Source organism: Streptomyces sp. NBC_01446 (assembly GCF_026340095.1).
GTDB lineage: Bacteria > Actinomycetota > Actinomycetes > Streptomycetales > Streptomycetaceae > Streptomyces > Streptomyces aureus.
On record NZ_JAPEPO010000003.1, the window covers coordinates 190,993 to 211,352 of the forward strand.

A 20,360-nucleotide genomic window follows, 5' to 3' on the forward strand; every position below is an offset into this window, starting at 1 on the left:
GGTCCCCCTCGGCGCACTGCCACCCCGCATCGGCACCGGCTCACCCCGCTACGAGGCTGCCGAGGGAAGGGGCCGCCGGACGAGGTCGCGGGCCTCATCAGCGGAGAGACCCAGCAGGTGCAGGAGCATCTCGACCATCTTGCTCGCGGCTTGGTCACTGTCGGCCTGCGGCAGGATGAACCACAGCTGCAGGAGCGCCAGCAGGCTGCCGTTCAGCGCGGTCAGGGCGATGACCGGGTCCACCGCGGCGAAGCGGCCCGAGGCCATGCCCTGCTCCATATCGCGCTTCGCGCGCCGAGCCAGTCCGTGGCCGGTGCACAGGCGACCGAGTCCGCTGTGGCACAGGATCCGCATGATGTCCGGGTGTGATCCGGCCAGGCGCGCGCTGAGCCGCATGCCGTCGGCGAGGCGCTCGACGGGATCCTCGACGCCGTGCAAGCGGTCGTCGATGGCTTCGGCGTACTCCTCCAGCGCATCGGCCACGGCCGCATCGAACAGGTCCGGCTTGCACGTGAAGTGGTTGTAGAAGGAGCCGAAGCCCACGTCCGCACGCTCCGCGATAGCCCGGATGCTGGTGCTGGTGTCGCCGGACTCGGCCAGGATCTCCCGCGCGGCATGGACGAGCGCCTGCCGGGTCTGGGACCTACGGCGTTCGAAGCGATTCCTGCCTGTGACTGACATCGGCATGCACCGTGAGAGAAGCGGCATTACTGATGTTTTCATCATGTCACCACCGACCCCGGACGTCCACCGAAGGTCCCCGCGCACAGCGGGTTCGACGGACCGAGCAGGCTGCGACGGCGCCACAACTGATGGAAGGATCATTTCTGGCGACCTTGACAGCAAAGCGATCGTATCTGACCATTTCATCAGATATGGGCGAAGTTGACTCAATTCGGACCCATGCGGCGCTACGGCCCACTCCGTGGACGTCACCGTGCATCGTCGGTCGGGTCCGCCCGCCGCATGCCGTCGCGCGCTCACCTCCGCACCGATGGGATGAACCACATGACCCACACCGACTACACATCACCCGCCGAGCCGGTGAGCCCCAGTGAAAAACCCGACGCGGCGATAGCGGTGATCGATGCAACAGGAACGGTGGTGGGGTGGACCGAGGCCGCTCAGCAGCTCGTCGGGTACGCGGCCAGGGACATGGTGGGGCGGTCCGCCACACGCGTGCTGGCGTCCCCTGTGGACGCCCTTGGTGCTTCGGCCTTCGCCGAGCAGTGCCGTGCCCAAGGTGGCTGGTCCGGCACCGTGCCGGTCCGCCACCGCCACGGCCACACGCTCAGAATGACCTTGCGGGTCTCCTTGCTGCGGGGACAGAACACCGACATCCGGTGGCTGGTATCCGTGACCGACGTCGGCGCGCTGTCCTCCGGGGCGAGCACCGAGCCGGTGCGGGACTCGCTCCTATCCCACGCCCCGATCGGCATCGCCGTTTACGATCCTCAGCTGCGCTGCACCTGGGTGAATGACGCCATGGAACAGCAAGACGGCATTCGTCGTGACCGACGCTTCGGACACGGCCTGAAGGACTGGCTGTCCGCCTTTGAGGCGGAAGCGCTCGAGGTGGTGATGCGACAGGTGCTGGACAGCGGCACCACCATGGTCCACGAATACCGGGCATGGCCGCCGGCGGTCCGGCGCCGTGAGCACGCGTTCTCGGTCTCGTTCTTCTGCGTCCAGGATGCAGACGACACCCCTCTGGGGGTGTGCTCCATGACCGTGGATGTCACCGGCAACCGGCGGGCGCGCGAGCGCCTCGCCATTCTCAGCGAGGCCAGTACACACATCGGCAGCACCCTCGACGTCATGCGGACCGGGCAGGAGCTGGCCGACCTGGCCGTGCCCCTCCTGGCCGACCACGTCCTTGTCGACCTGGTGGAGTCGGTTCCGCTCGGTTTCGAGCTCTCGGCAGGGAGCGGCACGGCGAGCGGCCGCCCCCCTGTGTTGCGCCGTGCCGGAGTGGCCACCATCGACCCGAATGTGCCGAGGCTGCCGTTCATACGCGAAGAGGTCATCCACCCCCAACCGGCCTCATCCTTCGCCGCCGCCCTGCGCACGGGCAGGTCGCACCTGGAACCGGTGCTGGACACCCATGCCGGCCCCTGGGTCGACCCTGACCCGGTCCGGGCGCAGAAGGTGCGCGACCACGGCATCCACTCCTTGATGGTCGTACCCATCCGTGCGCGGCGCAGCGTGCTGGGACTGGCGCTGTTCGCCCGCTCCGAAGAACCGACGCCGTTCCAGGAGGACGACCTGCTCCTCGCCGAGGAGCTCGTCACCCGAGCCGCACTCTGCCTGGAGAACGCGCTCCAGTACACGCGCGAACGCACCGCCGCCCTCACGCTGCAACGTGACCTGCTTCCGCACCGAGTGCGAGGCGGCGACGCCATCGAGGTGGCGTCGCGCTATGTGCCGGCTGACATGGACCACGGAGTGGGGGGTGACTGGTTCGACGTGATCGAGCTGTCCGGCGCCCGGGTGGCCCTCGTCGTCGGAGACGTGGTCGGACACGGCATCAACGCCGCGGCCACCATGGGCCGGCTGCGCACCGCCGTCCGCACGCTCGCGGACATGGACCTGCCTCCCCATGAACTGCTGACGCACCTCGATGACACCGTCCGGCGACTGGGCGAGGAAGACGCCGACGGCCCCGGCCACGTCCCCGCCGTGGTGGGCGCCACCTGCCTGTACGCCGTCTACGACTCCGTCACCCTGCGGTGCACGATGGCGCGGGCCGGACATCCCCCGCCCGCGATCATCGACCCGCAGGGCCGTGTCACCTTCCCCGACATGCCCGCCGGAACACCTCTCGGCCTCGGCCTCGGCCTGCTCGCCTTCGAGTCCGTGGAACTCCAACTCCCCGAGGGAAGTGTGCTCGCGTTCTACACCGACGGCATCATCGAAACCCGCGACGAAGACCTCGACGTCGGCATGCACCGCCTGGGCGCCGCCCTTTCACCATCCGAACGATCCCTGGATGACATGTGCTCCGCAGTGATCGACGCCCTGCCCACCCAGAAACACTCTGACGACGTCACCTTGCTCCTTGCACGCACCCGCGCTCTGCCACCGACCCAGGCCGCGTCCTGGGACCTGCCGAACGAGCCGACCGCCGTTCGCACCGCCCGGGCACCTGGCCAGCCGCCAGGTCAGCGCATGGGGGATGGAGCATCTCACGACCACCGTGGAGCTGATCGTCAGCGAACTGGTCACCAACGCCATCCGCTATGGCGGCGGGCCGATCCGCCTACGGCTGATCCAGCACCAGGTTCTGACCTGCGAAGTCTCCGACAACAGCACCAGTCACCCGCGTCCACGGCAACCCCTCGTCCTCGACGAGAACGGCCGCGGCCTCTCCCTCGTCGCTCGACTCTCCCGCAGGTGGGGCTCGCGCTCCGCAACGGATGGCAAGATCGTCTGGGCCGAACAAGACCTGCCCTTCAAGGACCTCGCGACATGATGCGCTGCCATGCCCGCGACGACTTCTCATGATCGTCCGGGCTGGAGGGGCCAACCGTCTGGTAGGGCGGGGCCATGCAGCGATGGACAGCCATGTCCACGATGGTGATCGGCGTCGGCCCTGGCAGCGCACTTCTTGGTGTGGCCGAATTACTGACTTCGGCGTTTTAGGGTCAGTTCGGTCTGTCGAGAGTGAGGCCCGTCCCGCCGAGGAACACGTCCGTCCATCAACCACCACAGGGCGTCCTGGACGAGGAGCTCGCTCTCCGAGTCCAGCGCGCTGGTCGCCTCGTCGAGCAGCAGGATTGGGACGTCGCGCAGGATGGCCCTGGCGAGGGCGACGCGCTGGCGCTGGCGCTGGCGCTGGCGCTGGCCGCCCGAGAGTTTCAGTCCCCGCTCCCCCACCAGAGTGCCGAAGCCGTCGGGGAGTTGGTCGGCGAACTCCGTGACGTGCTCGGCCACGCCGCGGCCGATCCTCGTCGGTGGCGCCGGGCCGGGCGAAGGTGATGTTGTCCCGCAGGCTGCGGTGGAACATGGCGGGTTCCTGCGGGACGTAGGCGATCAGTGAGCGCAGGTCGGTCTGGCGCAGCCGGCTGATGTCCTTACCACCGATCATGATGCGTCCGTCGACGATGTCCGGCATCCGCAGCAGGAGCCGGGTGAGTGTCGCCTTGCCGCCGGCGGACCTGCCGACCAGGCCGATAGTGCGCCTGCGGGCACGGCCAGGTCGAGTGCCTGGAAAATCGACTTCGCGCCCGTGACCCATGCCACTTCGACCTTTCCATACAACGTATGGTATTAATGAAAGGGAGATTCCATACAGCGTATGGAAAATCTGACTCGGACCACGCCAGGCGCTACACATCGCCTGCCCGTACAACCGGTCGGCGCACCTCACGCCAACCGGGAAGGAAAGATCATGAAGAAGCTCACGAAGCGCATCGCTGTCACTGCTTCCTCCGTGGCGGTCGCGGGTGTCGCCGTTCTCGGTGCCGGGGGCACCGCTTCGGCCGCGACTCCTGCGTCCACACACGTCCACCGCCCGGCTGTCGGCGCCAAGGCCGCCGACTACCACTGGGACCACGGAGTCGGCTACCTGCTCGAACAGGGCTACTCCTGCGACGGAATCCGCGGCTGGCACCAGGACCACCACGGCACCGATTCGACCCGGCACGACTGCGATGACCTCTTCTACCGCGATGGTCACTTCTACCGCTGGGAGGGCGAGGGACATGGCTGGAAGTCCGGCCGGTCGTACCAGCACGACTGGAACCGCTCAGAGCACATCGGCTGGAACGGGGAACACCACAACCGGAACCACGGTGGCTGGTGAGGCAGGATCCGCTTGTGGCCATGGGCCCAGGCCGTTTCGCCCGCCTTGAAGTCCGTCGGCGGCAGGGAGGCGCTCGCTGGTCAGGGATCAGCGGTCCCTGACCGCCGCCCGGGCCGCCCGACTGAGGGCCCCGCCCTAGCCGCTGCCTGCGGACACCCATCAGGTGTCGCGGACTCACGTCGCCCAGCTGTCGCGATGCGCGCACGAATTGCGCGGTCCGGCCGCCCGGGCCCTGCTGTAACGCCCCTCCCTCCGCCCTCTTCGTCGCCAGCCGGGTGGCGGGCGGCTGAGGCAGTGGCGCCTTGGAGTGAATGTCGATGAAGTCCTTGAAGACCGTCCTGCAGGGTGTGGCCGCGCAGCTTGTCGTCTCACGCGACTACTCCCTGCCCATGTGCATGCGCCTGTGCTACGAACCCACCGATCCCTATGTCGTCCGTGCCGTCTTCTTCGTCCACGGTGATGAGCCGGTCGAATGGGTCCTGGGTCGCGACCTTCTGAGAGATGGCCTGACGGATTCCGCGGGCGATGGAGATGTCCGGGTCTGGCCGTTGGTCCTGGTGACGAGGCGATGTACATCACCCTCGGATCTTCCGCAGGCACCGCCTTGCTCGAGGTTCCCGTGCAGGACATCAAGCCCTTCCTGCAGAACACGGAGGCGCTGGTGCCACGGGGTACCGAGTCCGGACGTATCGACTGGGACACCGAACTCGCGTTCCTCCCCTCGCAAGACTGACCGCCATCCGTCCACGCCCAGAAGAAAAGGAACGAAAGTTCATGTCCCAATAACAGCTTCGTGTCTACACCGTGCGCAGCCTTGAGCCGCTCGCCGCCTACGAGACCATCTGGGCCAAGCACATTCCGGTATGGCAAAGCACCGGATCACCACACACGGTGTCTGGATGGTGCCCGCAGCGCCCGCAAGCGAGGCTCCCCAGCTGTACGCCCTCGTTTCTTACAGGGACGCCGACGACATGCAGGAGCGGCTGGATGCGCACTTGTCGAGTCCTGAATTCCGCGCAGACATGGAAGGCTTGGACATCGCCGAGTCCGTGCTGACGCCCACCGCCGAATCGCCCTTGCGATAACGGTTGACCTTCGACGGGTGACGCAGCCAGAAGGGTGAGCGTCCTCATGGCTCTTCCGGACCTGGACGATCTCATCGCGGAAGTCGACCGGAGATGCGAGACCGCGCACCGCCCCGCAGGGCAAGAACAGTTCGACTGGCTCGCCCTGTTGACCGTCGCTGCCGAACTTGCCGGCCAACTGCACGCGCTGGCTGACGACTTGGTCGAGGATTACGTCGAGCACTGCCGGACGTACTGCTCCTCGTGGACCGACATCGGTGCCGCCCTGGGTGTGACCCGACAGGCGGTCCAGCAGCGCTTCAACGGCCCGTACAAGCGCTGCGGCCCCGAGACGATGACCGGCGGCCTCCGCCGGGCGATGGCGCACGTCAAACAGGCTGGGGAGACCTCGTGGAGCCTTGCGGCTTCGGCCTGGATGCCGCGGACCCGGCCGGCCTGCTGAGCAGCGACAGCAGCCGCCGCCGTGTCAGCTTCGCAGCCATGGTGGGGTCGGTGCTGCAGCCAGGATGCTGCGGGCTTCCAGGGCATGCTTGTGCTGGGCGAAGGCGTCGAGGATCGCTGGGAGTTGATTCGCACAACCGGCTCGGACTACGGACAGAAACCGCCGGGCACTGCCTTCAGCTAGCGGCCGACGTGCCGGTTCGTGAGGCAGCCGCCATTTCGAGCGCTACGCGCACTTCCAGTGAGCTGACTGCTGTGGTGGTCACGGGCAGCAGTTCCTCCGCGCGTTTGACGCGGTAAGTGACGGTGTTGCGGGCAATGTGCAGGCGTTCGGCCGCGGTGCGGGGGCTGCGTTCCTCGGCGAGGTAGATGCGCAGGGTTTCGCGCAGCTCATGGAGGCGGGCTCCCTCGGAGGCCAGCGGCCCGAGGACCTCCTGTACGAACCAGCGTGCGTGTTCGGAGTCAGCCGTGACGAGGGCTGCCAGGCGGATGTCCCGGTAGTCGCAGAGCCAGGAGTCCGAAGCGCGCAAGGCCATCCGTTGTGCCTGCAACGCCCCCAGATGGCTGCGGCGCATGCCGTGGGGCCCTGGTGCGGGCGGGCCGAGAGCCGCACGCACCCCTGCCGGCTCGGGCATGGAGCTGCGCAGGTGTCGGATGTGGTCTTCGGCGGTCTCGCCGCTGACGGCGAACCATACCCACACATTGTTGTCGTGGGCCGGGATGACGAGCGTCCTGGCCGCTTCCAGGGCGCGGGCCATGGTCGAGGCCGCGTGGTGCAGCCGTTCTGCGGCGGGCGCGGAGGTGGCGGTGTCGTCGCCCCACAGCACTGCGGCCACGTGCGTGCTTGACAGGTCGTACCGCAGACGCAGGGCGGCGGCTTCCCGGTCGACCGGGCGGGCGGCCAGCAGTTCGTCGATGACGGCGCGGCGGGCGGCTTCGTCACTGCCACGCCAGCGGTCCCGTTCGGCGATGTATTCCTCGGCCATGACGCTCGAATGGGCGTCGACGTAGGTGAACATCAGGTCGTCGATCCGGCGCAGCTCGGCCAGGCGCTGGTCGGCCGGGACGTGCTCCTCGACTCCTGCTGCCAGGCGGTGCGCCAGCTGCGCGTGCCCGAGCCGCACTCCCCGCAGGACGAGCTCCAGCGGGATTCCGCGGCGCGCAAACTCCCGGCATCCTTCCAGCGCATCCTCGGCGAGGGTGGGGATGGGCCGGCTGAAGTCGGACGCCATCAGGTGCAAGCCCGTCAGCACCGCGGACTGGGTCACACGTCGCAGGGTGGTCCCGGCAGTGGGACCGCCACCGTGCTCGGGCACCTTCCTCAAAACCTCCTCTGCGATGGCGTCGGCGCTCTGGAGCGCCCACTCGACCGGGGCCGCGCCAAGCTCCGTGCGTGCCGCGGCCAGCTCCACCGGCGACAGGACGGGCTCGGTCAGGCGGCCGGGATCCGGCCGCAACCACTGGAGCCACTGTCCCGTCACGCTTCCCGTCCCTCCGTCGCCGGGGAGGCGCGCGAGCGGGCCGCTCGCTGCTGCCACCCAGGTCAGGGGACCATATCTTTCCGCGGAGAGTCGAGCAGCCGCGGACCCCGCCGCTGACGAGGGCCGCCGTGCGGCCGACGGCGTGCTGCCCGGCCGGGACGGTCGCACCGTTCACCGGCCGGGCTGGTTCACTCCGCGTGTCGGCACGGCGCGGCGCGGTGAGCGCCGGCCGTGTCACGCGCCGCTGTGCTCGGCGAGGCCGGCCGTGGGCACCGGCTGTGGCGCCGGTGGCTCAAGCGGTGACCTCCGGGGCGGGGACCGCCGTGAGTCGGCCGCGTAGCGCATCCACCAGACGCGGGATGTCGGCCGTACTCTTGGCGCCGCCGAAGATGTAGAAGTCGGGGCGCACCAGCATGGCCTCAAGGCCGGTACGGGCCAGGTCAATCAGGTAGGTGCGGTCGAGATCGACGGCGTCGTCGGGGCCGTTCGCCGCCGGGTCGTCCGTGATCCTCAGCAGGCGGAGCCCGACCTGGTCGCACCAGGCCAGGGTGTCCTCGTCGAGCCCGTCACGCGGATCACCGGTGGTGAGCAGGGTGAGCCCGATGCCGACGGTTTCGTCGAACAGGCCGGTACGGTCCGCGAACCGCACCCGTCCCTGCCGGCTGAGTTGCCCGGTCGGCTCCGCCGTGGCGCCGGTGCGGTCGCGGTCCAGCAGTCCGCGGGTGAAGGTCACCAGGAACTGATCTCCTTGTGGTACGCGGCCTGCCTGCTGGTCGGCGATCATGCGGGCGTCGCGCTCGGCGGCCGCGGCCGGGTCCGGCTCGCAGATGACCCTCCCCAGGCCCACAGACTTCTCGATCGCATGCTGCAGATGCTGGCATCGCTCGGTGGTGTAGGTGTCCAGCAGACTGTCGTCGGCTTTCCCGGACAGCACCAGGTCGAGCTTCCAGCTCAGGTTGATGGCGTCACGCAGTCCCGAGCACAGTCCCTGCCCGGCGAACGGCGGCATCTGGTGGGCCGCGTCGCCGGCCAGCAGCAGTCGGCCGTCGCGCCAGGAGTCCGCCCAGCGTGCCTGGAAGGTGTAGACGGTTTGCCGCTCCAGGGTGGCGTTGTCCGGGTGCAGGTCCCACGGCTCGAGCAGCTTCCAGGCCATCTCGGCCTGGTGGAGCTCGGCGATGGACTCGCCGGGCAGGCGCATGAACTCCCAGCGACGGCGGCCCGGGCCGCCGACCACCGCCGTGGTCGGCCGGGCCGGATCGCAGAGCTGCAGGTTCCGTGGCGTCCACTGGCGGTCCCGGTCATGGGGGATGACGTCGAGGACCAGCCAGTCGAACTTGAAGCCGAGGTCGGTGACCGAGGTGCGCATGCACGAACGGATGAAGCTGTTGGCGCCGTCGCAGCCGACGACATACGCGGCCCGGAGAGTGCGCTGCGCGCGTTCTCCGTCACGGAGCAGGGGCTCGTCTCCGGTGCTCTCCGCCACAGTGACTTCCACCGCCGTGGGGCCCGCCTGGACGCCGACGGCTTCCCAGCCGCGCAGGATGTCGATCCCCGGCAGCGACCGGACGCGCTCGTTCAGGGCCGCTTCCAGGGTGGGCTGGTTGAACGCGCTCAGGTTGGGCCAGCCGGAGTGGCTGCCGTCCGAGAAGTCGTAATGGAGGAGTTGCTGACCCTCTCCATTGCGCCACTCGTAGTCCACAGCGGGTTCACTGACAGCGGCCATGTCCACCCCCAGCGACGCCAGGATGCGGCCGGCCTCGTGGTCGAAGACCACGGCGCGCGGCAGCGGGTAGTGCTGCGGCCAGCGTTCGACGATGCCGACCCGGCGGCCTCGGGTGGCCAGCTGGATGGCCGTGGCCAGCCCGACCGGACCGGCGCCGACGACCAGCACGTCGTAGGCCTGCGCGGCGAGGCCCTTGGTAGAGCTGCTCATAACCGTGCCTGCGTTCCTTTCGTTCAGCCGGCGTCGTGCGCGCCGGTCATCAGCGCGGCGAGGTCCTCGGGACGCAGGAAGGACGGCGGCACCGGCGGGCCCCAGTTGTACAGGGCGACGCGGGCGTCCTCCCACATCCCGGGCGTCCACAGCTGGTCGTCGACGATGCAGTCCATGTCGGAGTAGTACTCGGAGAAGTTGCCGGCCGGGTCCTTGAGGTACCAGAAGAAGTTCGACCCCAGCTGGTGGCGGCCCATACCCCACACATGGCGCTCGGCGTGGCCTTCCAGCATCCGGGTGGCGCCGCGTCCGACCTCGTCCACGTCGTCCACCTGCCAGGAGGTGTGGTGCAGGAAGGAGATGGGGGCCTGCTGGACGAGGACGTTGTGGTGGTCGGTGGAGCAGCGCAGGAACGCCGCGCCCGGTACCACGTCGCTGACCTTGAAGCCGAGCCCTTCGGTGAAGAAGCGCTGGGAAGCCTCCTGCTCGGTGGAGCCCAGGACAACGTGTCCCAGACGGCGGACGCGCACCGGCCCCTCACGCAGTACGCCGGCGGCACGCTCGCCGGTCCGCTCGATCCGCCCGGGAGCGTTGTACGGCATCCGCGCGGCTGCGGGCTGCACGATGCGCGGCTGCACCTCGACGGTCACCGTCACCTCGGTGCCCGGGTCGACCGCGCGCAGGCGGTGGGTGTCCCGGACGAACGGCACCTCGAGCCGGTCCAGGGCCGAGCCGATCCGGCCGAGGTCGTCGGGGTCGTCGGCGCTCAGGGTGAGCTCTTCCAGGCGGCGCCGCGCCGCGTGAACGATCTTGAGCTGTTCGCCGCCGTCGGCAGTGGCGAAACGGCCGTCGCCGAGGTCCGTCAGCCCGAAATCGGCGTAGTAAGCCGAGGTGTCGGCCACATTGGGCACCCCGATCGTGATGTACGCCACGCGGTGCAGGGCCATGGCAGTCTCCTCAAAAAGCTTCGGTGTGCGGATGGGGTACGCAGGAAGGTGCGGCCGCGCGTCAGACGGCCTGCGGGCCTTCGGGGTAGCTGGGGCCGGCGACCAGCGGATTGCGCAGCTCACCGATGCCGTCGATCCAGCTGTGCAATTCCTCGCCGGGGGCCAGGAAGCGGCGCGGGTCCCGGGTACCGCCCACGCCTGCCGGTGTGCCGGTGAAGATCAGGTCGCCGGGTAGCAGCGGGCAGATCGACGACATCCAGGCGATCTGCTGGGACACCGAGAAGATCAGCTGGGAGGTGCGCGAGTCCTGCATGGTCTCGCCGTCGATCGCGCAGCCGAGCGCGAGGTCGTCGGGGTTGTCGAACTCGTCCGGGGTGACCAGCACCGGCCCGGTCGGGCTGAAGCCGGGGAACGACTTGCCCAGGGAGAACTGGGGCGCCGGTCCCGACAACTGGATGCCGCGCTCGGACAGGTCCTGGCCGAGCGTGAGGCCGGCCACGTACTGCCACGCGTCCGAGACGGCGACCTGGGACGCCTCACGACCGATCACCGCTACGAGCTCGACCTCCCAGTCAACCAAGGCACTCGGCAGCGAGACCGTGTCGTAGGGCCCGGTCAGGGACGTGGGGTACTTGGTGAAGACAGCGGGACGCTCCGGTATGGCGACCCCCGACTCCGCCACGTGGTCGGCGTAGTTCAGCCCGACCGCGAAGACCTGCCGCGGGCGCGGAACAGGCGCGCCCAGCTGCCGCTCCTCCAAGGGCGTCCGCTGGTGGCCGGTCGCGGCCGCGGACTGGGCCCAGTCGCTGAACTCGGCCCAGCGGTCGAAGACTGCCTGCGGGTCCGAGGAGAACAGCCCGTCACTGGCTTTCTCCACGTCCACGGCACCGTCGTCGAGGACGAGCACCAGACGGCCGTTCAGATTGGCTGTGCGCATGGCACAACACCTCCATGAGAATAAAGGGGAAAAGGGGATGAGAGGGTGATCAGCCAGGCGGTCGTTGTCGCTGCTCCGGCTGTGCGGCGGGCGGCCGGCCCGGTCCCACGCCGTCAGGCGTCGGCCCGTCGCCAGCGCAGGCGCAACAGGGACTCATCGGCCCCGGCGGCTGTCAGCTCCAGCCGTCCCGGACTGAACCGGACATTGCGCACCAAGGTCGTCCCCACCCACGGTGCGTAGTGACTCGCCTGAATAAGGTGCATGACCGGCCCGTCCGCCTCGCGCTCCCAGCGGCCGGCATACGCCACGGTCCGGCCCACTGTCTCCTGGACGTGGGATGCGACCGGGGCCACATCGGGATCGGCTGTCAGCAGTGCGCTCATCCACCCGTCGGCCGCGTAGAGCAGCACCCCGCTGGGACGCTCCCCGAGCGGACGGACGACCGTCCCCTGGCATGTTTCCGAGAAGTCCTCAAGGGCCCAAGCTCCGACCAAACCGTTCATGTCTGCCTCGCACCATGCTCCAGTACCGTCGGCCCGACCGCGACAGGCACCGTCACAGAGCACCACGGCGATGCCCGAGCGGCCGGACCGAGTGGCCGACGCCTGCCGCCCACACAGAGCAGTAGACCCGCGACCGCGGCACCGACTCTTGGTCCCCGGCACTCAAAAGTCCGCTTGCTTTGGGCTGACAGCGCAGACCGATCAGCAGCGCAGCACCGCCGTGATTGACGTCCACCGCCCACAGCACTTTCTGGTCGATGTCCAGGACGTGGCGAATCAGCTCCAGCAGGGCCGCCTCGTCATTCAGGACTCGGCGGGACAGCAGCCGCTCGCGCCGCTCGTTGATCAGACCAGCTCGGCAGCGATCTGAAGGCCGTCATCGACGCGGCCGTGCCCGAGGGGCCGATCGTGCTGGTCGGACACTCCATGGGCGGCATGACGGTCATGGCCCTGGCCGACCGGCACCCGGACCTCGTACGCGACCGGGTGGCCGCCGTCGCGCTCGCCGGTACGTCGTCGGGGCGGCTCGGCGAGGTCAACTCAGGGCTGCTCGTTGCGGGCGGCGCAGCGGTGCGTCGCCGCGCCTACCGGGCGTGTGACGGCACGGCGACTGGATCACCCACACCTCGCACGGCTCGGTGATCGTCCACGGCCGCTCCGACGCCACCCTCAACCGCAACGGCGTACGCCTGGGCAGTGCCCGACATCCACGACGTCGTCGAACACCTCCCCGAATTCGCCGAGGCCCTCGTCATCGGCGCGGAGGAACCCGACGGCGGCTACTGGATGCTGCTCTTCGTGGTACTCGCCGACGGGGTCGGCCTGGACGATTCCCTGCGCGATCGCCGACGGTGGCGCGGCGGCACTCCGTCCGCGGACGTGCGGTGAGGAGCAACGTGAGGTCGTCGAGATGTCGGCTGTACCGCAGGCCGCGATCAAGGCTGTGACGGCGCCCGCACTACTGTGGGCGCCCGTCGCTCCCGCGGCAGCTGCCGAAAAGACGTGCCGACTTCGACCGCAGCCGACTGGTCGTCAACTGTTCAGGGAGCCAAGGAATTCCAGGAGCGCCGCATTCACCTCGTTGGGGCGTTCCTCGGCGATCCAGTGGCCGCAGCCGGGAAGGATGTGCGCCGGTCCGACGGTCGGGTGGAGCGTGGGCAGGGCGGGGATGAATCGGTCCATCCCCGGGAATCCGTAGACCAGGTCCCGATCGCCGGTGAGGTAGCGGCCGGGCATCTCATACTGCGCGCCGTCCCATGGGGCGGTCAGCTGCCAGTTGCGGTCGAAGTTGCGGTACCAGTTGAGGACACTGGTGAACCCGGCTTCGGTGAACTCCGTCGCGAGTGTGTCGATGTCGGCCTCGGTGAGCCAGGCGGGAAGTTCCTCGGGGTCCTCGAAGAGGTCCAGGAATCCCTTGCCCGGTGGGACGAGCGGCTCGATCGGCGGGTCGCTGTGCGGGTTGTCTCCGCAGAGGCCATACATCACGCGGCGGAAGGTGGCGTGCGGGTCCTTCGCGAGCTCGGCGTCGGCGACGCCGGGGGTCTGGAAGTAGTTCCAGTAGAACTGGCCGCGGAACCGCTCGCTCATCGCCTGCAGCGGAGGGATCGGACCGCGCTGCGGAGGCGGGACGCTGAGGCCCACGACCCCCCGGATGACGTCGGGCCGCATCAGCGCGGTGGACCAAGCGACCATGCCGCCCAGGTCGTGGCCGATGACCACGGCCTGCTGTGCGCCGAGTGTATGGATCAGGCCGATGACGTCACCGACGAGGTGCAGGGTGGTGTATTCCTCAACCGCGGCGGGCCGGTCGCTGCGGGCGTAACCACGCTGGTCGGGGGCGACGACGTGGTATCCGGCCCCGGCCAGGGGCGCGAACTGGTGGCGCCAGTTGTACCAGCATTCGGGAAAGCCGTGGAGCAGGAGAACCAGGGGCCCTTCGCCCTCCTCCGCGGTGTGCAGCTGAAGCCCTCCAACCGTGACGGTGCGGTGCTCGACCATGGTCACGCGCCCCCTTCCAGGGTGCGGTTGGTACGTAACAACGCTACGCGCCATCACACCGACAGCCGAGTGATCGCCCGCCGTGGTCGCGGGGCCGTTGCTCAGTTCGACGCGCACCGCCACGCCGGCAGGCATCGCATTCCCATCAGGCTGCGACCAGGCTGGCAGCGGAAGGGCCAGCGGCGCCGGCGGGTGTCCAGTTGCCGGTGCTCTCGATGCCCAAGCGGTCCTGCGGGGGCTCGCCGGGCACCACCGACTCATGGCGCACCACCGAAGGAGGCGTCTCTCCTTCTCGTCCCCACCACACCCACCGGCGGCGGGCTGTGATGGAGAGCCGGGGCGACGGGGGTTGTGCCCTTGTTCAGCGGCCTGACCATGCCGCAGGAGCGACGGCACCCCCTGGGCCATGCGTTCGGCAGGGGGACGGGACATGACGGCTCCAGGGCCCCGAGTCGCGCCTCGGGGCCAAAAACATAATAATGATGAAAGCCTCATGTATGATGTTTTCATCCCGTGAAGGAGTTGTCGTCCATGCCTGCAGTTCTGATCCACGGCGTCCCCGACACTCACCGTGTGTGGGACGGAGTGCGCCGGCACCTGAGCCGAAGTGACGTCGCGGCCTGGGACCTGCCCGGCTTCGGCGCACCGCGGCCGCACGGCTTCGGCTCTACCAAAGAGGAGTACGTCGATTGGCTCATCGAACGACTAGAGCAGGTCGGCGAGCCGGTGGACCTGGTCGGCCATGACTGGGGCTGCATTCTTACCGCGCGCGTCGCTTCCCTGCGGCCGGACCTGGTTCGTACGTGGGCTGGCAGTAGCGCTCCGGTCAGTGCTCAGTACGACTGGCATCCGCTGGCCAAGATCTGGCAGGACCCGGTCGCGGGGGACCGGTTCATGAACGAGCTTGACCCAGCAGCCTTCGCCAAGGACCTGAGCAAACTCGATGTCCCGGCTGACGTGGCCGAGGAAATGGTCCGTCACGTGGACGGGTCGATGAGGGACAGCATCCTCAAGCTGTACCGCTCCGCCATGACGGTGGGCGCGGAGTGGGAACCGGAACTGGCGAACGTGTCCGCACCGTGCCTGGTCCTCTGGGGGACGCTCGACCCGGCCTGTCCGATCGCGTTCGCCGATCAACTCGGCGAAGCCGTGCGAGCGTCCCGGGTCGTCAAGCTCGACTGCAGCCACTGGACGTTGATCCAGAAGCCGGCCGAGGTCGCCGCAGCCCTTGAAGCGCACTGGAACGCCTGAGCAGCTATTGCCCAACGCCGTTCCGCCTTTCACCAGGGCTTGACCTGCGACTCAAGACTCAAACGCAACGGTGTTGACGGGGCGCGGGCCCACGTGATCATGAAGTGGCCGGCACGATGCATCGGCACATTGCTGCCCGGGCGGCGTGCCGCTCGGGTCGATCACCTACCACTTCGCCAGCTCGACCGATCTCCAGACGGAGGCGTTCGCCCGGCATGTCGAACTGCAGTCCGCGGCGTTTGAGAATCTGTTCGAGGATGTCAAAACGCACGAGCAATTCGTTGATGTCCTGGTCGATCTCGTCCACGGAGGTCCTGGCCAGGCACCGCAGTGCGGTCCTCGGCTTCGAGCTGCACCTGGCGGCGCTCCGCAACCCCGGACTGCGAGCCCTGACGCAGGCATGGACGGAGGGCAGCCGCACTGTTCTGGCCCGTTTCGCCGGCCCGGACAGCGCCGCCCGCCTGGGCCCCCTGCTTGAGGGAATGATCATGCATGCTCTGCTCACGACTGCTCCGGAGTCGCCTGAGAAGACGCGGGACGCGATCGACCAGACCATCGGCCCAGCTGGTCGGCCGGGATCGTGACCGGTGCGTCTGCAGCCGTCCCGGCGGCGCCGACAGCGCGGGAGGTGACGGCGGGTGCGAGGGCGACCTACGCGGCCTTCGCCGGTCTGGGGCTGGCCGGGTCGACCTGGTCCTCCCGGCTCCCCGAGGTCCGCACGCAGCTGAATCTCGACTCGGCATCACTGGGACTCCTGCTGCTCACCATCGCCGTCGGCGGCGTGATCGTGCTGCCCCTGTCGGGGACGGTCGTCACCCGCATCGGCCCCCGCCGGGCCGTCACCGTCGTCGCCCTGCTCGTCATCGCGATTCTCATGGCTCTGTCCACTGTGATCGCCGGGACCACCCGCCTGTCCCCCGACAACCGCACGCAGAGCGGCTCCGACACCCAGGCACGCACCACTGTCATGTGAGAACGAACCCCATGGAGACCCCCATGACCCGCCACGCGCCCGCGATCGCCGTCCCCGAGGCCGAACTGAACGAGCTGCGCTCACGGTTGCTCAACACACGCTGGCCGACCCCCTGGCCCGCCACAGGGTGGGAGGCCGGCACCGACTCCGGCGAACTGCGACGTCTCGTCACCTACTGGGCCTCCGAATACGACTGGCGTGCTCACGAAGCCACCATCAACGCCCTACCGTCCCATCTCGCAGATATCGACGGAACCCCCGTCCACTACCTCCGCTTCGACGGCGAACACCCCGGCGCCCTGCCGATCGTCCTGACCAACGGGTGGCCCAGTACCTTCCTCGAACTGACCACCCTCGCCCGCCGGCTGGCCACGCCGTCGCGGCACGGGGGTGACGCCGCCGACGCGTTCACCGTCATTGTCCCCTCGCTGCCCGGATTCGCCCTCTCTCCTCAGCGGCCCTCGCTCGCGGAGCCGCCGCAGACACATGAGATCTGGCACCGGCTCATGCACGACGAACTCGGCTTCTCCCGCTACGCCGCGCACGGGGGCGACCCGGGTGCCGGCATCACCTCCCGGCTCGGCGAGGCACACCCCGAGGCCGTGGTGGGCATCCATCTGATGGCGATCGCCAGTCCAGTCTCCTATGACGCGGCCGGTGTCACCCCAGAGGAGCAGGAGTACCTCGATTCCGTCGCGGGGTGGTCCGCGGAAGAGGGCGGGTACCTGCACGAACAGAGCACCCGCCCTTTCACGCTGAGCTATGGTCTGGCCGACTCGCCGACCGGGTTGCTTGCCTGGATCGTCGAGAAGTACCGTGCGTGGAGCGATTGCGGTGGTGACGTGTCGTCCCGGTTCAGCGACGACTTCCTCCTCACGCAGGCGTCGCTCTACTGGTTCACCGGCACCATCTCGACCTCCTTCCGGCCCTACTACGAATACGCCCAGCGGCTGACGAGGCGGGTGGAGCGGGTAAACGTGCCCACGGCCCTCGCTCTGTTCCCGGCCGACCTCACTCAGCCGCCCCGCAGCTGGGCCGAGCGCACGTACAACATCACGAGGTACACCCGCATGCCCCGTGGCGGACACTTCGCCGCCCACGAAGAACCCGAGCTCCTCGCGCACGACCTCACCGAGTTCTTCCGCGCACACCGGTGAACACCGAAACCCGTGAGAGTTCTTGAGCCTCAGCACCAACGCGCCCGTAGCCGGATCGACTTACCGGTCGTCGTCGGCGTCCGGATCCCGCAGGGCCGCAGGCCCCCGGGCAGCTCCGGCAGTTGGAACGAGTACCTGCCGAGCATGTTGACGTGGTGCCGCACGAACGGCGAGAGCCGGGCCACGGAGTTGCTCGAGGGCGAGCGGGTGCGGCAGTTGGACAAGCTCGGGATGGTGTGGAGCGCGCACGATAATGCCTTCGACGCGGGCCTCGCTGTCGCCCGGGCTTGGGCGGAAGAACACGGGCATCTGCTGGCGCCGGTCGGTGCGGTGGGTGAGGGCGGGTTCCCGGTCGGTGTGTGGCTGAAGAACCAGCGGGCTGCTGCCCGGCAGGCCGTGGAGGCTGCTCTCGCGCACGAACAGGGCCAGCTGGTGCCTGTGGGAGGGTGGGGTTTGCCGGAGAGCCGTCAGGATGCGTTGGACGCGATCGATCCAGGCTGGTGCCCGGTCTGGGACACCGCCTGGCAGCGCTGCTTCCGTCTCGCCAAGAACCTGTGGGGCTCGGAAAGTCGTCGCTGCAGCTCAGGCGGCGTACCGGTACTCGTTGACGACGCCGCCGAGGACGCGGGTGCGCAGGAGTCTGCGGGCGTCGAGGTCACGCACGGTGGCGGGCTGGTCGTGCGCCCGGGGCGGCCGTTGGTCTCTGGACCGGTGGGGCCGATGGCCGTTGTAGTGGTCCTGGTACGCGGCGAGGACGTGCCGAGCGTGGGACTCGTTCATGATCAGGATATGGTCGAGGGCCTCGCGGCGGATGGTGCCGATGACGCGTTCGCAGTGGGCATTCATGCGCGGCGCCCGCGGCGCGTTGAGCAGCACCTGTATCTCCTCGGCTTCAAAGACGGCGTCGAAGGAGTCGGTGTACTTGGTGTCGCGGTCGCGGAGCACGAAGCGCAGTGACCCCGCCCGGGTGCCGAGCTGGTCGGTGAGGTTGCGGGCCTGCTGGGTGGCCCACTGCGCGGTCGGGTGGGCGGTGACGCCGGTGATGTGCAGCCTGCGGGTGCCGTGCTCGAGGAACGCCCGCGTGTACAGCCGCCTGCCGGTCACCGTGTCCAGGTGGAAGAAGTCCGCCGCGATGTTCCCCTCGGCCTGCACGGTCAGGAATTCGCGCCAGCTCGGGCCAGTGCGGCGCGGGGCCGGGTCGAGGCCGGCCGCGTGCAGGATCTGCCAAACCGTCGAGTGGGCGATCGGGTGTCCCAACCGAGCCAGTTCGCCCTGGCTCCTGCGATGGCCCCAGCGCGGGTTCTCCCCGGCCAGGCGCAGCACCAGCTTCTTGAGCGCGGCCGCGGTCGGCGGGCGTCCGGTGCGGCCGCGGCGGGCGGAGTAGTCCCACTTCCTCGCGATCAGCCGTCGGTGCCAGGCCAGCAGCGTCCCCGGCGTGACCGGGAAGACGCTGGCCCAGCGTCGGCGCGGTATCAGTGACGAGAGCGCGGCGAGCCAGAACCGGTCGGTCGGCTCGTAGCGGACCGGACCCCTGAGCTGCCGCCGCAGCACCGCGTTCTCGTGCCGGAGCACCAGAAGTTCGGCATCCTTGGCAGTGTCTCGGCGAAGCAGCACCGCAGGCAGGGACAGTAGCGCGCGGGTGGCCCGGTAGAGCAGCGACACGATCATCCCGGCAGCATCCCAGCCACCGCCAACGACCCTGAACACCGGCCTTCACCTGCGGCGATGACTTTACGAGCCCCACACGGTCTGGCTGGACCACTTCTTCGCCCCGTACAGGCGGCGTCTGCGCTGGATGCGCAGGACCTGGCGGGCGTGTGGGAAGAGCAGGCCGTCGACGGTGACGACCTGCACGTGACGCTGCTCGTGGCGGCCGTGGCCGCGGGTGTCGTCACGGTGGATCACGGGGATCTCTTTCCAGGGCAGCCGGTGGAGCTGGCGGGCTTGACCGCGCTGGTTGTTCTTGATCGTGAGGAGGTAGTGGGCGCCGCGTTCGCGCAGGTAGGCGGCGTGGGCGTGCTGGGCGTGGAGGGCGTCGGCGGTGATGACCGCTCCGGCGAGGTTGGCTTCGTCGACCTGGTCGAGCAGAGGCTGGAACTCGGGGATTTCGTTCGTCTTCGCGCCGATCTCACGCGAGGCGAGGGTGATGCCGTCGCCGTGGCGGACCGCGGAGAGCACGAAGACCCGGCTGCCGTCAGAGCGCCGTGCCCCGCGCAGGCACTTTCCGTCCACCGCGATCGCCCGGCGCCTGCGGCGCACCGGATCTTCCTGGGCGGCAGCCCGGTGGGCCCGGCGCTGTTCGCGCTCTGGGCCGCCGTCGGGCATCAACGGCGCGGGAGGTGCGGGCTTGTCGGGGATCAGGGACGTCAGGTAGGCGAACCCGGCCGCACTGAGCTCGGCCGGATCGAGGCGGCCCAGCACACTGCGTAGGGTCTTCTCGCTCGGTACCCGGTAGCGGCCCAGGAGCGGGTGGTAAGGCAGGCCGAAGGCGGCCAGTTCCTCGGGTGCCGCACGCCGGCACCACTCCGCTGCCGCGGTGATCGAGTCGTGGCCCGCGGGAGTCATCGCGCAGACCACCAGGGCCAGCAGGGAGGAGAGCCGGTAGCGCACCCCGCTGGCTCCGCGCGGATCGGTGAGCGACTCGAACTCGGCGACCAGGCTGCGGACTTGATCCCGCGCGGCGCCCTCATGCAGGGCTTGCAGACGGGGTGCCGGGCAAACGGGAGCAGTGTTAGGGGATGATGGTGGGACGAACACGGCACCTTCGTGGATCTTGAAGCTTAGACAACTCCATGATCCACAGGGGCCGTGTTCGCCTGCTTCCGGGGCTGGCCACGGACATCAACCGAC

At 68.9% G+C, this 20,360-nt stretch carries 19 protein-coding genes and 8 pseudogenes; 14 read left to right on the forward strand and 13 right to left on the reverse strand.

The features are described 5' to 3' along the window. Positions 1-48: 48 nt before the first annotated feature. Positions 49-681 (reverse strand): TetR/AcrR family transcriptional regulator, encoded by a 633-nt coding sequence (locus tag OG456_RS45010; protein WP_266570931.1) that lies wholly within the window; start codon positions 679-681, stop codon positions 49-51. A 327-nt stretch (positions 682-1,008) separates the two neighbouring features. Here OG456_RS45010 and OG456_RS45015 point away from each other — a divergent pair. Together OG456_RS45015 and OG456_RS50680 are read left to right on the forward strand one after the other, a co-directional pair. After that, a pseudogene (locus tag OG456_RS45015) lies at positions 1,009-3,009 on the forward strand (SpoIIE family protein phosphatase); the annotation flags it as partial. 166 nt (positions 3,010-3,175) lie between these two features. Beyond that, positions 3,176-3,472 (forward strand): ATP-binding protein, encoded by a 297-nt coding sequence (locus OG456_RS50680; protein ID WP_323136488.1) that lies wholly within the window; start codon positions 3,176-3,178, stop codon positions 3,470-3,472. A gap of 215 nt (positions 3,473-3,687) precedes the next feature. Here the strand turns inward: OG456_RS50680 and OG456_RS45020 are convergent. Beyond that, a pseudogene (locus tag OG456_RS45020) lies at positions 3,688-4,227 on the reverse strand (ATP-binding cassette domain-containing protein); the annotation flags it as partial. Between the two features lie 163 nt (positions 4,228-4,390). On the opposite strand from OG456_RS45020, the gene OG456_RS45025 reads away from it, so the two are divergent. The 5 genes and pseudogenes from OG456_RS45025 (at position 4,391) to OG456_RS45040 (ending at position 6,331) form a co-directional block, all read left to right on the forward strand. Then, positions 4,391-4,804 carry a hypothetical protein gene (locus OG456_RS45025; protein ID WP_266570932.1) on the forward strand — a complete coding sequence of 138 codons (414 nt, stop codon included), beginning with the start codon at positions 4,391-4,393 and terminating at the stop codon, positions 4,802-4,804. A 395-nt stretch (positions 4,805-5,199) separates the two neighbouring features. Next, positions 5,200-5,298, forward strand: a pseudogene (locus OG456_RS45030) (SsgA family sporulation/cell division regulator); the annotation flags it as partial. 74 nt (positions 5,299-5,372) lie between these two features. Further along, positions 5,373-5,537: an SsgA family sporulation/cell division regulator gene (locus tag OG456_RS45035; protein WP_266570933.1), complete on the forward strand. Its 165-nt coding sequence runs from the start codon at positions 5,373-5,375 to the stop codon at positions 5,535-5,537. A 130-nt stretch (positions 5,538-5,667) separates the two neighbouring features. Further along, positions 5,668-5,889, forward strand: a complete 222-nt coding sequence (locus OG456_RS50990; protein ID WP_353963584.1) for an NIPSNAP family protein — start codon at positions 5,668-5,670, stop codon at positions 5,887-5,889. A gap of 46 nt (positions 5,890-5,935) precedes the next feature. Continuing rightward, a complete protein-coding gene (locus OG456_RS45040) occupies positions 5,936-6,331 on the forward strand; it encodes a hypothetical protein (RefSeq protein ID WP_266570934.1) in 396 nt (131 codons plus the stop codon). 175 nt (positions 6,332-6,506) lie between these two features. On the opposite strand, the gene OG456_RS45045 is transcribed toward OG456_RS45040, so the two are convergent. The 6 genes and pseudogenes from OG456_RS45045 to OG456_RS45070 form a co-directional block, all read right to left on the reverse strand. Further along, entirely contained in the window at positions 6,507-7,811 is a 1,305-nt protein-coding gene (locus tag OG456_RS45045; RefSeq protein ID WP_266570935.1) for a CdaR family transcriptional regulator, read from the reverse strand. 292 nt (positions 7,812-8,103) lie between these two features. After that, positions 8,104-9,744, reverse strand: a complete 1,641-nt coding sequence (locus tag OG456_RS45050; RefSeq protein WP_266570936.1) for a bifunctional 3-(3-hydroxy-phenyl)propionate/3-hydroxycinnamic acid hydroxylase — start codon at positions 9,742-9,744, stop codon at positions 8,104-8,106. A 23-nt stretch (positions 9,745-9,767) separates the two neighbouring features. Further along, on the reverse strand, positions 9,768-10,691 hold the full coding sequence (locus OG456_RS45055) for a VOC family protein (RefSeq protein ID WP_266570937.1): 924 nt from the start codon (positions 10,689-10,691) through the stop codon (positions 9,768-9,770). Between the two features lie 61 nt (positions 10,692-10,752). Continuing rightward, entirely contained in the window at positions 10,753-11,628 is an 876-nt protein-coding gene (locus OG456_RS45060; protein WP_266570938.1) for a fumarylacetoacetate hydrolase family protein, read from the reverse strand. Positions 11,629-11,741: 113 nt separating this feature from the next. Next, the gene (locus OG456_RS45065) at positions 11,742-12,131 is read right to left on the reverse strand and encodes a lipocalin-like domain-containing protein (RefSeq protein WP_266570939.1); all 390 of its coding nucleotides are present in this window, start codon (positions 12,129-12,131) and stop codon (positions 11,742-11,744) included. A 193-nt stretch (positions 12,132-12,324) separates the two neighbouring features. Then, positions 12,325-12,480, reverse strand: a pseudogene (locus OG456_RS45070) (IS110 family transposase); the annotation flags it as partial. Here OG456_RS45070 and OG456_RS45075 point away from each other — a divergent pair. Together OG456_RS45075 and OG456_RS45080 are read left to right on the forward strand one after the other, a co-directional pair. Then, positions 12,480-12,710 (forward strand): annotated as a pseudogene (locus OG456_RS45075) (alpha/beta fold hydrolase); the annotation flags it as partial. The pseudogenes OG456_RS45070 and OG456_RS45075 sit on opposite strands and share 1 nt — an antisense overlap. An 8-nt stretch (positions 12,711-12,718) precedes the next feature. Next, positions 12,719-12,977, forward strand: a pseudogene (locus tag OG456_RS45080) (acetoacetate--CoA ligase); the annotation flags it as partial. A gap of 186 nt (positions 12,978-13,163) precedes the next feature. On the opposite strand, the gene OG456_RS45085 reads toward OG456_RS45080, so the two are convergent. Next, entirely contained in the window at positions 13,164-14,129 is a 966-nt protein-coding gene (locus OG456_RS45085) for an alpha/beta fold hydrolase (protein WP_266571757.1), read from the reverse strand. A gap of 531 nt (positions 14,130-14,660) precedes the next feature. On the opposite strand from OG456_RS45085, the gene OG456_RS45090 reads away from it, so the two are divergent. Beyond that, positions 14,661-15,380, forward strand: a complete 720-nt coding sequence (locus OG456_RS45090; protein ID WP_266571758.1) for an alpha/beta fold hydrolase — start codon at positions 14,661-14,663, stop codon at positions 15,378-15,380. Positions 15,381-15,477: 97 nt separating this feature from the next. On the opposite strand, the gene OG456_RS45095 is transcribed toward OG456_RS45090, so the two are convergent. Further along, the gene (locus OG456_RS45095) at positions 15,478-15,687 is read right to left on the reverse strand and encodes a hypothetical protein (RefSeq protein ID WP_266570940.1); all 210 of its coding nucleotides are present in this window, start codon (positions 15,685-15,687) and stop codon (positions 15,478-15,480) included. Between OG456_RS45095 and OG456_RS45100 the strand changes: the two genes are divergently transcribed. The 3 genes from OG456_RS45100 to OG456_RS45110 are packed head-to-tail and all read left to right on the forward strand — an operon-like array spanning position 15,665 to position 17,510. Beyond that, complete coding sequence (locus OG456_RS45100; RefSeq protein WP_266570941.1) at positions 15,665-15,964, forward strand: hypothetical protein; 300 nt, start codon at positions 15,665-15,667, stop codon at positions 15,962-15,964. The genes OG456_RS45095 and OG456_RS45100 overlap by 23 nt on opposite strands. Further along, positions 15,961-16,353 (forward strand): hypothetical protein, encoded by a 393-nt coding sequence (locus OG456_RS45105; protein ID WP_266570942.1) that lies wholly within the window; start codon positions 15,961-15,963, stop codon positions 16,351-16,353. The genes OG456_RS45100 and OG456_RS45105 overlap by 4 nt, the downstream gene beginning before the upstream one ends. Positions 16,354-16,376: 23 nt before the next feature. Continuing rightward, positions 16,377-17,510 (forward strand): epoxide hydrolase family protein, encoded by a 1,134-nt coding sequence (locus tag OG456_RS45110; protein ID WP_266570943.1) that lies wholly within the window; start codon positions 16,377-16,379, stop codon positions 17,508-17,510. Positions 17,511-17,539: 29 nt separating this feature from the next. Here OG456_RS45110 and OG456_RS45115 read toward each other — a convergent pair whose 3' ends face one another. Beyond that, entirely contained in the window at positions 17,540-17,734 is a 195-nt protein-coding gene (locus tag OG456_RS45115; protein WP_266571817.1) for a hypothetical protein, read from the reverse strand. Positions 17,735-17,741: 7 nt separating this feature from the next. Here OG456_RS45115 and OG456_RS45120 point away from each other — a divergent pair. Then, positions 17,742-17,990: pseudogene (locus OG456_RS45120) on the forward strand (helicase associated domain-containing protein); the annotation flags it as partial. Between the two features lie 102 nt (positions 17,991-18,092). Here the strand turns inward: OG456_RS45120 and OG456_RS45125 are convergent. Beyond that, complete coding sequence (locus OG456_RS45125) at positions 18,093-19,178, reverse strand: integrase core domain-containing protein (RefSeq protein WP_266571759.1); 1,086 nt, start codon at positions 19,176-19,178, stop codon at positions 18,093-18,095. 72 nt (positions 19,179-19,250) lie between these two features. Further along, positions 19,251-20,267 (reverse strand): annotated as a pseudogene (locus OG456_RS45130) (ISAs1 family transposase); the annotation flags it as partial. Positions 20,268-20,360 lie beyond the last annotated feature (93 nt).

Excerpts from the sequence above, each read along its gene's own strand:
- OG456_RS45010 (WP_266570931.1), bottom strand. The coding sequence starts at position 681 with ATGTCAGTCACAGGCAGGAATCGCTTCGAACGCCGTAGGTCCCAGACC.
- OG456_RS50680 (WP_323136488.1), top strand. The coding sequence starts at position 3,176 with ATGGAGCATCTCACGACCACCGTGGAGCTGATCGTCAGCGAACTGGTC.
- OG456_RS45025 (WP_266570932.1), top strand. The coding sequence starts at position 4,391 with ATGAAGAAGCTCACGAAGCGCATCGCTGTCACTGCTTCCTCCGTGGCG.
- OG456_RS45035 (WP_266570933.1), top strand. The coding sequence starts at position 5,373 with ATGTACATCACCCTCGGATCTTCCGCAGGCACCGCCTTGCTCGAGGTT.
- OG456_RS50990 (WP_353963584.1), top strand. The coding sequence starts at position 5,668 with ATGGCAAAGCACCGGATCACCACACACGGTGTCTGGATGGTGCCCGCA.
- OG456_RS45040 (WP_266570934.1), top strand. The coding sequence starts at position 5,936 with ATGGCTCTTCCGGACCTGGACGATCTCATCGCGGAAGTCGACCGGAGA.
- OG456_RS45050 (WP_266570936.1), bottom strand. The coding sequence starts at position 9,744 with ATGAGCAGCTCTACCAAGGGCCTCGCCGCGCAGGCCTACGACGTGCTG.
- OG456_RS45055 (WP_266570937.1), bottom strand. The coding sequence starts at position 10,691 with ATGGCCCTGCACCGCGTGGCGTACATCACGATCGGGGTGCCCAATGTG.
- OG456_RS45060 (WP_266570938.1), bottom strand. The coding sequence starts at position 11,628 with ATGCGCACAGCCAATCTGAACGGCCGTCTGGTGCTCGTCCTCGACGAC.
- OG456_RS45065 (WP_266570939.1), bottom strand. The coding sequence starts at position 12,131 with ATGAACGGTTTGGTCGGAGCTTGGGCCCTTGAGGACTTCTCGGAAACA.
- OG456_RS45085 (WP_266571757.1), bottom strand. The coding sequence starts at position 14,129 with ATGGTCGAGCACCGCACCGTCACGGTTGGAGGGCTTCAGCTGCACACC.
- OG456_RS45090 (WP_266571758.1), top strand. The coding sequence starts at position 14,661 with ATGCCTGCAGTTCTGATCCACGGCGTCCCCGACACTCACCGTGTGTGG.
- OG456_RS45100 (WP_266570941.1), top strand. The coding sequence starts at position 15,665 with ATGTCCTGGTCGATCTCGTCCACGGAGGTCCTGGCCAGGCACCGCAGT.
- OG456_RS45110 (WP_266570943.1), top strand. The coding sequence starts at position 16,377 with ATGACCCGCCACGCGCCCGCGATCGCCGTCCCCGAGGCCGAACTGAAC.
- OG456_RS45125 (WP_266571759.1), bottom strand. The coding sequence starts at position 19,178 with ATGATCGTGTCGCTGCTCTACCGGGCCACCCGCGCGCTACTGTCCCTG.